This window comes from Vibrio sp. 070316B, from assembly GCF_013114115.1.
In the GTDB taxonomy this organism is placed as follows: domain Bacteria; phylum Pseudomonadota; class Gammaproteobacteria; order Enterobacterales; family Vibrionaceae; genus Vibrio; species Vibrio chagasii_B.
The window spans coordinates 478906-491649 of the sequence record NZ_VTYC01000001.1 but is presented as its reverse complement, the minus strand read 5'-3'; the positions used below and the strand labels follow the sequence as shown (position 1 = coordinate 491649).

Annotated in this window: 10 protein-coding genes; 4 read left to right on the top strand and 6 right to left on the bottom strand. The window is 45.4% G+C overall.

Going from position 1 to position 12744, the window contains the following annotated elements:
• The first annotated feature begins 43 nt into the window (after positions 1–43).
• The 3 genes from F0251_RS02215 to F0251_RS02205 all read left to right on the top strand — a co-directional run bounded on the left by F0251_RS02215 (position 44) and on the right by F0251_RS02205 (position 5598).
• Positions 44–676 (top strand): DUF2760 domain-containing protein, encoded by a 633-nt coding sequence (locus F0251_RS02215; RefSeq protein ID WP_019822547.1) that lies wholly within the window; start codon positions 44–46, stop codon positions 674–676.
• Positions 676–2604: an Hsp70 family protein gene (locus F0251_RS02210; RefSeq protein ID WP_171730205.1), complete on the top strand. Its 1929-nt coding sequence runs from the start codon at positions 676–678 to the stop codon at positions 2602–2604. Before F0251_RS02215 ends, F0251_RS02210 begins: the two co-directional genes overlap by 1 nt.
• Positions 2605–2757: 153 nt before the next feature.
• Positions 2758–5598, top strand: coding sequence for an Hsp70 family protein (locus tag F0251_RS02205; RefSeq protein ID WP_171730204.1), 2841 nt, complete (start codon positions 2758–2760; stop codon positions 5596–5598).
• Between the two features lie 157 nt (positions 5599–5755).
• Here the strand turns inward: F0251_RS02205 and F0251_RS02200 are convergent, their stop codons facing one another.
• The gene (locus F0251_RS02200; RefSeq protein ID WP_105059341.1) at positions 5756–5971 is read right to left on the bottom strand and encodes a hypothetical protein; all 216 of its coding nucleotides are present in this window, start codon (positions 5969–5971) and stop codon (positions 5756–5758) included.
• 331 nt (positions 5972–6302) lie between these two features.
• Here F0251_RS02200 and F0251_RS02195 point away from each other — a divergent pair, with 331 nt between their 5' ends.
• Positions 6303–7301 carry a sensor domain-containing diguanylate cyclase gene (locus F0251_RS02195; protein ID WP_171730203.1) on the top strand — a complete coding sequence of 333 codons (999 nt, stop codon included), beginning with the start codon at positions 6303–6305 and terminating at the stop codon, positions 7299–7301.
• A 51-nt stretch (positions 7302–7352) separates the two neighbouring features.
• Here F0251_RS02195 and F0251_RS02190 read toward each other — a convergent pair whose 3' ends face one another.
• The 5 genes from F0251_RS02190 to F0251_RS02170 form a co-directional block, all read right to left on the bottom strand.
• Positions 7353–7826, bottom strand: coding sequence for a DUF2947 domain-containing protein (locus F0251_RS02190; protein ID WP_004741544.1), 474 nt, complete (start codon positions 7824–7826; stop codon positions 7353–7355).
• 141 nt (positions 7827–7967) lie between these two features.
• Positions 7968–8555 carry a ribosomal protein S5-alanine N-acetyltransferase gene (gene rimJ, locus F0251_RS02185; RefSeq protein WP_004741545.1) on the bottom strand — a complete coding sequence of 196 codons (588 nt, stop codon included), beginning with the start codon at positions 8553–8555 and terminating at the stop codon, positions 7968–7970.
• A gap of 18 nt (positions 8556–8573) precedes the next feature.
• Positions 8574–10118 (bottom strand): transcriptional regulator TyrR, encoded by a 1545-nt coding sequence (tyrR, locus tag F0251_RS02180; protein WP_102425570.1) that lies wholly within the window; start codon positions 10116–10118, stop codon positions 8574–8576.
• Between the two features lie 144 nt (positions 10119–10262).
• Positions 10263–11336 (bottom strand): YcjF family protein, encoded by a 1074-nt coding sequence (locus F0251_RS02175; protein ID WP_171730202.1) that lies wholly within the window; start codon positions 11334–11336, stop codon positions 10263–10265.
• A 15-nt stretch (positions 11337–11351) separates the two neighbouring features.
• On the bottom strand, positions 11352–12725 hold the full coding sequence (locus F0251_RS02170) for a YcjX family protein (RefSeq protein ID WP_102425568.1): 1374 nt from the start codon (positions 12723–12725) through the stop codon (positions 11352–11354).
• Positions 12726–12744: the final 19 nt, after the last annotated feature.

Below are 12744 nucleotides of genomic sequence, written 5' to 3'. Positions count from 1 at the left end.
CCGACGAATATACCGTTAAATCAATTTAAAGAGAAAAATCACTATGATCGTTGATTTGAACCTAATCCCACAGACGTTTGATATGCTTCACGCAGGCCTTACTGCATCAAGCGTTTTACTACTGCTAATTGCCGTTTCTCGTAAAACCAAAGTGGTTGAGAAAGTCGTAGAAAAACCAGTAGAAAAGATCGTTGAAGTTGAAAAGCCAGTTGAAAAGATTGTCGAAGTAGAAAAAGTTGTTGAAGTAGAGAAAGTCATCGAAAAAGTAGTAGAAGTTGAATCTAAGCTGGCAACAGCACCAACAGATTCTGCAATGCAGCTACTGTCTATCATGCAACAAGAAGCGCGACTAATCGACTTCCTAAAAGAAGACCTGACTTCGTTCTCTGACGAAGAAGTTGGCGCAGCTGCACGTGTTATTCACACGGGCGGTCAAAAAGTACTAGCAGACTACGTAACGCTTGCTCATATCCGCAGCGAAGATGAAGAGACTCGCATCACAGTAGCTGAAGGTTTCAACCCTCAAGAAATCCGCCTAACAGGCAACGTAACAGGTAACGCACCATTCAACGGTACACTTGTTCACAAAGGCTGGAAAGCAACTGACATGAACCTACCTAAGCTTGCTGAAAACTACGATGCATCTGTAATTGCACCGGCAGAGGTAGAGCTATAATGGAACACCAAGAACATTCACAAGAACAGCAAGCACCTAAATTCAGCGTTGGTATCGATTTAGGTACTACACACTGCGTTTTGTCTTACATCGACACAACGAATGAAGATGCACGTGTTGAGGTAATGCCAATTCCTCAGCTTACTGCTCCTGGTACAGTAGAAACTCGCAGCCAACTTGGCTCGTTCCTATACCAACCGCACGAGCACGAAATGAACGAAGCATCACGTGTTCTACCTTGGTCTTCTGAGCCAAAAGCACTGGTTGGTGCGATTGCTCGTAACCTTGGTTCTAAAACCCCTATCCGTTTGGTCGCTAGTGCGAAATCTTGGCTATGCCACGGTGGTGTAAACCGTCGTGATGCTTTCCTTCCTGCAGGTAGCCCAGAAGAAGTAGAAAAAGTATCTCCGCTTAAGACAACTGAGCTTTATCTTGAGCATCTTAAAGACGCTTGGAACCACGCGAACCCAGAACACAAACTGGCAGACCAAGACGTAACAATCACGGTTCCTGCTTCGTTTGACCCTGCCGCTCGTGATTTAACAGCTGAAGCTGCACGTAATGTTGGTTTCACTCATCTAACGCTTTTAGAAGAGCCTCAAGCAGCGCTTTATAGTTGGATTGATAACAGCAACGACACATGGCGTGATGAAGTAAACGTTGGCGACATCGTTCTTGTTGTCGATATCGGTGGTGGTACAACCGACCTTTCGTTAGTTGAAGTAACACAAGATGACGGCAACCTAAGCCTGAACCGTATCGCAGTAGGTGAACATATCCTACTTGGCGGCGACAACATGGACTTAGCACTGGCTTACCGCCTGAAAATGAAACTGGCACAAGAAGGCAAAGAGCTGGCTCCTTGGCAGGTTCAAGCTATGACTCACGCATGTCGTGATGCGAAAGAAGCACTACTAAACGATGCTGAACTGCAATCTGTGCCTATCGTTGTTCCAAGCCGTGGTTCTAAACTACTTGGCGCAACACTGAAAACAGAACTGACTCAGCAAGAAGTACAACAAACATTGGTTGATGGCTTCTTCCCGAAAGTGGCCGTGACTGAGCACCCAGTACAAAAAACGCGTGGTGCACTGACTCAAATGGGTCTGCCTTACGCTCAAGACGCAGGTATTACTCGTCACATTGCCGCATTCCTTTCTAAGCAAGCGAACGCGCTTTCTGGAAATAACGAAGCGGCTCAGCAAGATTTCAACCCGTTTGCAAACATGCCTGGTATGCCAGGGTCAGAAGCGCCAGCGGCTGACTTCATCAAACCAACAGCAATCCTGTTCAATGGTGGTGTTCTAAAATCGAACCTACTTGCTGATCGTCTTTCAGACACAATCAACGAGTGGTTGATCAATGCTGACGCTGAATTTGCTAAACAACTTTCAGGCCTAGACCTAGACCTTGCGGTTGCAAGTGGTGCTTCTTACTACGGCGCGGTACGTCGTGGTCAAGGCGTTCGTATCCGCGGTGGTATCGCTTCTGCTTACTATGTAGGTATTGAAAGCGCGATGCCTGCAATCCCAGGTATGGCTCCTCCTATGGAAGCTCTGTGTGTTGCACCGTTTGGTATGGAAGAGGGCTCAAGCGTTCAAGTGCCTAGCCAAGAATTTGGTCTAGTGATTGGTCAGCCAGTTCACTTCCAGTTCTTCGGCTCAACAACTCGCCGTGAAGATCAAGCTGGTACTCATCTTGATCACTGGGCGCCAGAAGAGCTCGATGAGCTTCCTGAAATCCAAGTAACACTGCCAGTTTCTGAAGGCCGACGCGAAGGTGAAGTAGTTCCGGTTACTTTGGCTTCTCGCGTTACTGAGCTTGGTACTTTATACCTAGAAGCGATTGCCACTGATAATGGTCAGAAATGGCACGTTGAGTTCGACGTTCGTGAAGATTCGAACAACGACTCAAACGACGAAGCATAATGAATCAACGGCACCTTAGCGGGTGCCGTTATTTTATCAATACCGCTCCCAATTCAGTCCTACCTGTTTCTCAGGAACGACGTATACGAATAACAACAATAAGACCAAAACTATCAACACACTGGTCATCACTCTGGAAGAATAAGGTTTTGTATGGCAACTCCTCGTTTTTTAGTCGGCATTGACTTAGGCACAACCAACACTGTGGTTGCCTACTGTGAAATTAACGACGACCTACAACACGCTCCCGTTTCCCTTTTCGAAATCGATCAGCTTATCGGCCCTGGTGAAGTGGTTCGTAAGCCTCTACTCCCATCGTTTCGTTACCACCCTGCACAAGGTCAAATCTCCCCTTCAGACCTAACTATGCCGTGGGAACCAAACCCAGTTGAAGGCGATATAAAGAATGTTATCGTCGGTGAGTGGGCGCGTGAATTGGGTGCTAAGGTTGAAGGTCGACAAGTATCGAGTGCGAAGAGTTGGTTATCGCACCAAGCGGTGGATCGTAGCTCAGACATTCTCCCTTGGGCTGGCGCAGCAGATGTCGATAAAGTATCGCCAGTTGTCGCGAGTGCGAGCTACTTGAATCACATTCGCCAAGCATGGAACTACCGTAATCCAAGCAACAAACTTGAAGACCAAGATGTTGTTGTAACGGTTCCTGCATCATTCGATGAGACAGCTCGTAAGCTGACACTTGAAGCCGCAGAACTTGCAGGCTTAGGTAAGATTCTATTGCTCGAAGAGCCTCAAGCGGTTTGTTACGACTGGTATGCGCGCCACCAACAAACGGCGGCGGATGAGCTTCAACAGATCCCATTGATCTTAGTGTGTGATGTCGGCGGTGGTACTACCGACTTAAGCTTAATTGAAGCCAAATTCGATACAGATAATGCTGGTCATAACGAGCTAGCACTCGACCGTATCGGCGTTGGCGAACACTTAATGCTGGGTGGTGATAACCTAGATTTAGCCCTCGCTCATCTTGCAGAGCAGCGCTTCAATCAAAACAAAAAACTGAATGCCTCCAGCCTCACCAAACTGATTCAACAGACCCGCGCCGCAAAAGAGAGCCTGCTTTCTGCTGATGCACCTGACGATGTCAAAATCACAATGCTTGGTAGCGGTTCGAAGCTATTAGGCGGCACTAAGAGTATTGGCTTAACCAAGCAAGAAGTTCATCAAATCGCACTGGAAGGCTTCTTCCCACTCTCTGAGTTTACCGAAACGCCAGACAAGCGTCGCAGCGCCGTAGTCGAATTCGGCCTGCCTTACGTTGCCGATCCTGCAGTCAGTAAACACGTTGCAGAATTCCTGACGACACACCAACAAGTGTCTAAAGCTGCACTGGAAAACTCTGACTCTATTGAGTTCGATGACACGAAACCTGCTATCCCTGTCGGTGTGCTGCTTAACGGCGGTGTGTTCAACAGTGAGCTTGTTACAGAGCGTATTACTCAGCTCCTAGGCAACTGGAACGGCGCTCCAATCACAGTATTAGATAACCCTCACCCAGATTGGTCTGTTGCCCTTGGCGCGGTAGCATTTGGTAAGGCACGCCGCGGTGCCCAACTTAAAATCGGGGGTGGTGCTGCTCGCTCTTACTTCTTACATCTACAAGAAAAGAACAAGATGGGTAAAGCACTGTGTCTACTTGCTAAAGGTACCGAAGAAGGCCAAGAAATCCGTTTGAACAGTCGTCGTTTCTCTTTGACGCTGGGCGAACCGGTTCGTTTTAACCTACTGACTTCAACACACGATCAAATCGCTCACGATACTGCGATCCAAAACGGTGTAATGGTCGATGTGGATGCCGATCTATTCTCCCCTCTTCCACCTTACATCTCGACGCTGGAAGGCTCAGGTACAGCAGAGCTTCAAGCTAACCAAAAAGAGCGTGTTGAAGTGCTGCTCGCTTGTCAGTTAACCGAAGTCGGCACACTGAAAATGGAGTGCGTGAGTACTGAAGATGACTCGAAACGTTGGTTGTTAGAATTTGAAGTCAGAAACAAGCAAGGTGAAGAATCCGATAACTCTAAACTTCATCCAAGATTGGATGAGTGTAAAGAGCTGATTTCTCGCCTCTACAGCGGCAATAAGAAGAGTGCAGAATCGAAAGAGATCAAGACTCTGTCTAAAGATCTTGAGAAACGACTCGGTAAACGCGATGAGTGGGATTTCACCACCCTCCGTCATCTATTCGATAGCTTCTCGTTAGGTCGCAAACGTCGTCGTCGCTCAGAGGCACACGAGAAGAACTGGCTGCGTTTAGCGGGTTACTCGCTGCGCCCGGGCTTTGGTGATCCAACGGACTCATGGCGTATCGAGCAAATTTGGGGTCTTTATCAACAAAACATCCAGTTTAAGAATCACCAAGGTTGGACGGACTGGTGGGTCTTCTGGCGTCGTGTTGCCGGTGGTTTAAACCAAGAGCAGCAAGAGACAATCTTGGCCGACATTGCTAAATACCTTCACCCAGGTGCAATGAAGAACCCTAAGAGTGCTAAAGATGCCCAAGACAATGGTTATGAAGCCATGGTTAGATTGGCGGCATCCCTTGAGCAACTCGAAGTGGAAGACAAAGTGCTTCTTGCGTCTTGGTTCCTAAGCAAAGCGATCAATCAAAACCAGTTTGAACAAGCGCATTGGTGGGCGCTAGGTCGACTGGCTTCAAGAACCCCTTTGTATGGCAGCCAGCACAGTGTGATTCCTAGAGAGCAAGCTGAGCAGTGGTTACCAAAATTACTTGAGCAGAACTGGCAGAAAGAGCAGATGATTGCCTTTGCCGCAGTGATGATTTGTCGCAAGACTGGCGACCGACAGTTCGATATCTCTGACGATTACCGTAATCAAGTGATTGAGAAGCTGAAGCAGAGCAAGGTTCCAGAGTCTTGGTTAACGCTGGTTAGTGAAGTAACTGAGCTGTCCGAGAGCGAATCTAAGCGTGTGTTTGGTGATGCTTTACCAAGCGGCTTGAGCCTAATCAACAGCTAGGACTGAATGCAGATATCGCTTCTAAGCAGCTAGAAAAGAAAAAGCCACTTTCGATACATTGAAAGTGGCTTTTTTATTGGTGGCTAAAGGCTGGTGTGTGTCGTTGGTACTTAGCTTTCGGGTTAAGAGCCTCAGCCGTGTTACAGTTAATCATTGTTTAATGTTTCGTTCCGTTTGGGTTGATAGTAAAGTCTGTATTCTCATAGATGTCAGACAGTTTTTTTGGTTTCTTTTCTTTTGCTCCTTTATTGGATTGATTATGAGTTTCGCTCAAAAGCCATTCCTCATGCATTTTTGCTGAATCCAAGAATTCTGGATCCTCCATTGCTTCCTTGCGAAGTTTATTTACACGTTCGAGAGTATCCCAAATCATAATACTTCACCTCCACTAAGGCTACACTTCCCAATATAGGACTCTCCCCTATTGATTCAATACTTTCCGGTTAAACCATAGTGAAATTGTGATTTACATATCGAAAACTGCCTTATAAGCACATTATTTAAACAAATAGAGTTCACTTATTTTTATTAAGAAATAAATATGGTCGTAGCGTTTTTTATATAGTTTTTATAAACACACCACCTATGGGTTATGCCTTTGTCTTATTAAAAATACAAACGGAAGGAAATACATTATTTCAGATTGCAAAGGCAGAAGTTTGACATTAGAGTCAACAGTATGACATTCCAAAAGGTGATCATTCATGCCATTTACCAATATCTATCAATCCAGCTCTAAATATGCCATCAATGATCTAGTGAAAGAAATGGACCTCTCTTTATGGAAAAGCATGCTCAATAACATAGCAGAAGTGCTTAATGCTCCCGCTGTTGGGCTTATTCTTACGTCTGAAGTTGGATTCCAAAATATTGCGATGTCTTCTTCACCAGGAGTTAAAGCGAACCCTGGCAAAATCATCCCCAGAGACATCAATTTATACTGCAAGACAGTGATGGAAACCAGAGCAATGCTTTATGTAAAAAATGCGTCTGGTAAAGAGGAATGGAGCGACAATCCCGAACTCACGCAGATGGGCTACGTCTCTTACCTAGGCTTGCCGATCTTCCAATCGGACGGCAGCATGTTTGCAACACTTTGTGCGCTAGATACTAAAGAGACCTCTTATAAACCAATACAAATAAATTTAATGGAGAGCATTCGCGCGCTATTAGAAAGAGAAGTACATACTGCGGAACGAGTACGCAAATTGAAGTATACGTCTAATCACGACGAATTGACTCAAGTATTTAATCGTAGAGCGATATTAAGCGAGTCACCCAAATTCATCGATAGCACTATAGAAAATGGCGTGAGTATTGGAACTGTTTATTTTGATATCGACGGACTTAAGTATGTTAATGATAACTTCGGACATAATATTGGCGACCAATATATAAAGTCCTTCTCTCATTCACTTCAACGTAACACTCGTAAGGATGATATTTGTGGAAGACTTGGAGGAGATGAGTTTCTCTTATTGTGTAGAGACATCACCGAAGACTCCCTAAATAAGATAATAAGCCGAGTTCAATCCGACTTTAACAAACATTCCCAAAAACTGGGGATAGATTGCCACACAACTTTTAGCCATGGTTCACTTATTTACTCGTCAAATATTCCACCTATCGAAGAGTTAATTCGACTAACAGATGAGCAAATGTACGAAAACAAAATGAGTAAACGTTACGCCCAACTAAAATAAAAAAAGCGAGCACTATGCTCGCTTTTCTACCGTTTAAAATTCGTTTTCAGCTTATGCTCGGTTACCGATTTTCACAGTACCATTCGTCGCAAACCAAAGCGCTTCAGAGCGACGACGGCCTAACAGAATTGGACCATCATCGTAGAACAAAAAGTTCTTCCAATGCTTCTTGAAAACGGCCCATTTGGTTTCAAGAACATTATATTTTTCATAACAAAAATAAACAGTTACGTCATCTTGCCAGTCAATAAAGTTAAGGATCTCTTCTGGCATTTCCGGCTCATCGGCTTCCCAATGTGCCATCCAGCTGATCTCTTCTTTCCAGTTCGATGCCTTGCTAGGCCAATCTTGCGAGCTTAGTCGCTCAGCGTCTGGACTTTGAGGGCTCACGTTCTCTTTCCAAAACTGAGACGCTCTTGCCTGTGTCATTGGCTTAATCTTTTCCAAATCCTCAGCCGGAAGTGGCATCGATTGGTGAGTAAAAATCCATTTTCTTTGGTATTCGTCCAAAGTTGTGTATGACATCAAAATTCCTCAAATATCTTCTCAGGCCAATGGCTCAACCATGGCTCAATGTTCTTTTAATACAGGCAGCAACGCTACATCGCTTACTATTCGCTGCCTTTTTAAATCACTACTCGTTTGTGAGCTTATAGACTGCGTTATCTATATGTTGCGTCTATCTTCCCAATTAGGATTCACGAGCGCTGTCAGTATGTGGTCTTCCCATTTACCGTTAATTTGTAGGTAATCTTTAGCGAAACCTTCACGTACAAAACCGAGATGCTCAAGTACGCCCGCACTTCGTTCATTGTGAGGCATATAACCCGCCATTAGGCGATGCATGTTCTGCACGTCAAACATGTAGTCTTTCGCCATACTGAGACCTCTGCGCATGTAACCATGGCCCTGAGCTTGCTCTGCAAGTGAATAGCCTACGTTACATGCATAGAACGGGAAACGAGACAAATTACTGAACGAGATAGTCCCTAACATTTCGTTAGTATCGGCATTAATCAGTAAACAGTAGTAGCCGAGCCCCATTTTATGAAGCTCGTTTAGCTTAATTAGGCGCTGTGCCCAGCCTGTTCTCTCAAAAAATGCATCTTCACGAATCGGTTCCCAAGGTTTGAGATACTCTCGATTCACCTGAAAGTACTCACTGATCATCGTCGCATCGTCTATCTCAGCGGTACGTAGAATCAGATTTCCATCTCGCTTGTAAATGCGTTCTGGTGTGCTCAAATCTTCCATAATTTAGGTCTTATTCGATCAGTTCTTTCTGATACCGTAATCACGAAGCTTATTCGCAATAGAGGTATGAGACACGTTCAAACGCTTAGCTAACTTACGACTTGATGGGAATGACTGGTAAAGCTTCTCCAAGATCTGAGACTCATAGTCTTTCATGATCTCATCCAGAGAACCATCTAAGCTCAAGTTCGCCATGCCTGTTGTCATGGTTTCTAACTGAGGCAAGTGGAACTGCTCAACCGATAGCGTGTCTGAATCGAGCTCAGTAAGCGCACGTAATACCATGTTGTCTAACTGACGAATGTTACCCGGCCATTGGTAATTACCAAGTTGGTCTATTAACTCTTGAGTAAGCTTAGGCTTTAACATACCAAGCTGCTGCGCGTATTTAGCTACGAACAGTTCCAGTAATGGTGCTACGTCGTTAGAACGTTCACGCAATGCTGGAATAGAGAGAGTCAGTACATTCAAACGGTAGAACAAGTCTTCACGGAACGAGCCAGAATCAGCAAGTTCAGAAAGACGGTGACGCGTTGACGCAATAATACGAACGTCAGCGTGCATCTCTTCTTCTTCGCCCACACGACGGAATGAACCATCTTGTAGGAAGCGAAGCAGTTTGATTTGTAGATGTGGGCTCATTTCGCCAATCTCATCTAAAAATACGGTACCGCCATTGGCTTGTTCGAAAATGCCTTTATGACCTTGTTCATGATTGAATGAACCTGGGGCGTGACCAAACAGCTCGGTTTCTGCTACGTCATCAGGCATCGATGCACAGCTCAGAATCAAGAATGGGAAAGACGAGCGGTTTGAGCGGTTATGACACGCTTTCGCCAACATCTCTTTACCTGTACCTGTATCGCCTTCAATCAGCAGAGGCTGATCAAGCATCGCCAGTTTCTTAGCTTGGCTGATTAACGCTTTATGGCGATTAGAGACACCAACAAAATGCTCAAAGCCTAAGTTGTTCTGTTCCGGAATCGCATCGGGCGTATTCATCTCTTGGTTGCAAGAACGAATCGTCATCACCGCGCTCGCAAGCACAGGTTCGTTGACGTCTCCACCCAGATAGATAGGTAGGATTTCAATAGAGAAGTCTAAACCGTCCAACACAACAACTTCACGGTGGCGTGTAACTTCACCTTCGATCCAACGACCAAAGTTAAAGCTAGGTACGAAGGACGCGAGCGGTTCGCCAATGACTTCGTCTTCTTGCTTGCCAAATAGGTTGAGTGCAGCGTGGTTTGCCATATCGACTGAACCTTTAAGGTCAATCGCAATAACGGGATCAGGTAGGTTAGCAAGCAAAGCGATCAGCTCAGTGTTGTGCCTTTCGCTTGGCATGAATTGTATTTTTCGTACATCCTTTACACCTGAAATTCGACGAATTTCAGCCATAAGTTCACTAAAAGCATCAAAATCAATATCAGGGCAGTTCAGGTAAATAATGCCTTTAACATCGATTTCGATTCCTCGTAAATCAATGCTTTTTGAGGCCAAGATATCGAGCAACTCACGCGTTAAGCCGAGTCGGTCTTCACACAATACTTCAAGACGCACAAATAGTCCTATTATAGGTGTCAGGATAAGTTGACAGTAGTGTGAATTAAGGTCTGAGTTCAGTCAAGAAGAAGAGTAAACATATGTTTACTCTTCGCTCGCAAACCACTCAATGTCATACATTTTGTTTCAAAGACGTACGTCTTATTTAAGGGTAATACGCTTTATTTCAGAAAGGACGGCTTTGCGCATGTCGGCCAGTTTTACTTTGCGTTCATTGTGCCAAGGCATAGGGCGAAGAAGTGTCATGGCTTTTAGACCCAATCGAGCAGTCAGGATACCAACACCTAAGCCCTGTCCCGCTCTCGCTGAGACTTTACCAGCCAGATCCATGGAAACTAAGTCCATGCTTGCATCAATCGCGAGTTCACTTGCGCCTGCTGCTGCCATGTTGATTAACACCAACTTGAACAGTTTGATGCGAGACCAGTAGCCAAGTTCAATGCCATACACATCAGCTAACTTGTCGATCATGGTGAAATTACGCCACGCCACCAGCAGCATGTCTGCCGCTGCCAATGGGCTCACCGCCACCAAAGCCGCCGATTCAGTCGAGAACTTAGTCACGATTTGAGTTGCCACTTTATCTTGCTGTGCAACAACCAACGCATCGTACATATCCAACACTTCGGCATCACTGTGTGCTGGGTTGATGCTGTTTCTCCACTTATCGAACGCCGGAGACTCAGCAATAATGCCGCCTTGCTTAGCGATGTTTTCACAGAACGCTTTGCCTTTGCCGACACTTTGGCTTTGCAATAACTCTTCACTCTGCTCTTGTACGCTAAAGTGATCTTTCAATGAGCGTAGCTTCCACAGCTCTTTGCCGATTGCGCCTAAGCCCAATGAAGCGATTGCCGCAATGAAACCTGCCCAACCGAGCGCGAGCCAATCTGCTGATTGAATCGCAGTGATGACAGAATCAATCGCCTGCCAGCCCACTAAGCCCGCGAAAGCAACCAGTAAGCCAGAACCTAACCACTTTCTCTTTTTACTTGGACGAATGATCTGTTCCAGTTGTTGCTCGGCTTTGCCATCTAGCTCGCTCTCAACCTGTGGTGCTACGGGTACAAATTTCTCTTGTTCCGTAAACAACTGCTGGGCGCCTAATTCTGGAGTCGCTTCCCCCGCCCCTTGTTGACCAAAAGCATTATCATTGTCATCAAAAGAGGTCTTTAGCGGCTCATTAAAGACCTGCTTTGTTTTTAATTCACTCATCTTTTATTACCTCAATTACTTCAACTTATCGCCAATGAGATACTCTAAAACCTTATCAATCCTTAGGTGCTGACAAGGCTCATCAGAGTGTTGTTCCATTGGCCTAAAGCTGGTGAAATCAAACTGGTTGGTTTCCCAATACTGCTTGTTCGGCAGTTTGCGTGGCACCTCACCCGGATACATAGTCTGAGGAACGTTATCCAAAGTAACACCTTGCAGCGCTGGCACATTGTCCGAGCCCGACGAGATATAACCTGCGCTGGTCGCTTGAATAGATGCGATACTCATGCAACTCATATCGATATGCTCAAACGCCGCCTGTTGCCAAGCAGGGTGTACCATCTGTTGCAGCAGTGACACTAAGTTTGGATGCTGATCTGGTGTCACATGGTCTGCCTTGGTCGCAGCAAACAGGATCTTATCGATCTTCGGAGCAAACAAACGTCTCAAGATATTGCTTCGACCATATTTAAAGCTCTTCAATAACTGTTCAAGTGCACCACGCATATCCATGAAAGAGTCATAGCCGGCATTGAGTGGCTGCAAGCAATCCACCAGCACAATTTGTCTGTCGAAGGTTGAGAAATGATTCTTGTAGAACGCTTTAACTACCTTCTGTTGGTACTCTTCATAGCGCGCTTTCAGCACCGCATAGTTACTTGTTTTCGAGAATTTACCTTGTGGTGCTGCGCATGGGAAAAACTGCAACACAGGCGCGCCTTCTAACTCACCCGGTAATACAAATCGCCCCGGTTGCACCCAATGTAGTCCATTGCTCTTACAAGTATGAAGGTACTGAGTGTAGCTATCGGCAATGGCGACCAGTTTCTTTTCATCAGCTTCAGCCAATAGGTCAATGTCGCCAAGCATTGCACTCCACTCTTGCGAGTAAGTTTCTCGGTCACCTTTTAATGCGGCAAACTGAGATTGACTCCACGTTTCAAAATCCATGTCCAGTAACGGTAAATCAAGTAACCATTCACCCGGATAGTCAACAATATCGAGATAAAGGGTACTGTTTTTACTCAGTAACTTCTTCGCGCCTTTTGCCGGCTTATATTTGATGGCTAAGCGAATTTCACTGACATCACGTGTTGGTACTGGCCACTCTGGTGGCTGACCATTTAATGATTCCATCGCTTCGTCATAAGAAAAACGCGGAATCATCATGTTGTGTTGTGGGATGCGCTTTGCACCAATAATTCTTCCATCTCTCGCTGATGCAAGAAGCGGTAAATTCTTATGAGTAGAGGTATGAAGAAGTTGGTTAACCAACGAGGTAATGAATGCTGTTTTACCTGCACGAGACAGCCCCGTGACCGCTACTCTAATATGAGAATCCGTTCCTCTGCTTATAAAGTCACTCATTTCTTGAGTTAGGTGTTTCATTTGAACGACTCCGTGATAT

Bases quoted from the DNA above. Each gene is read 5' to 3' on its own strand.
- F0251_RS02215 (WP_019822547.1), top strand. From the start codon at position 44: ATGATCGTTGATTTGAACCTAATCCCACAGACGTTTGATATGCTTCAC.
- F0251_RS02210 (WP_171730205.1), top strand. From the start codon at position 676: ATGGAACACCAAGAACATTCACAAGAACAGCAAGCACCTAAATTCAGC.
- F0251_RS02205 (WP_171730204.1), top strand. From the start codon at position 2,758: ATGGCAACTCCTCGTTTTTTAGTCGGCATTGACTTAGGCACAACCAAC.
- F0251_RS02200 (WP_105059341.1), bottom strand. From the start codon at position 5,971: ATGATTTGGGATACTCTCGAACGTGTAAATAAACTTCGCAAGGAAGCA.
- F0251_RS02195 (WP_171730203.1), top strand. From the start codon at position 6,303: ATGCCATTTACCAATATCTATCAATCCAGCTCTAAATATGCCATCAAT.
- F0251_RS02190 (WP_004741544.1), bottom strand. From the start codon at position 7,826: ATGTCATACACAACTTTGGACGAATACCAAAGAAAATGGATTTTTACT.
- rimJ (WP_004741545.1), bottom strand. From the start codon at position 8,555: ATGGAAGATTTGAGCACACCAGAACGCATTTACAAGCGAGATGGAAAT.
- F0251_RS02175 (WP_171730202.1), bottom strand. From the start codon at position 11,336: ATGAGTGAATTAAAAACAAAGCAGGTCTTTAATGAGCCGCTAAAGACC.
- F0251_RS02170 (WP_102425568.1), bottom strand. From the start codon at position 12,725: ATGAAACACCTAACTCAAGAAATGAGTGACTTTATAAGCAGAGGAACG.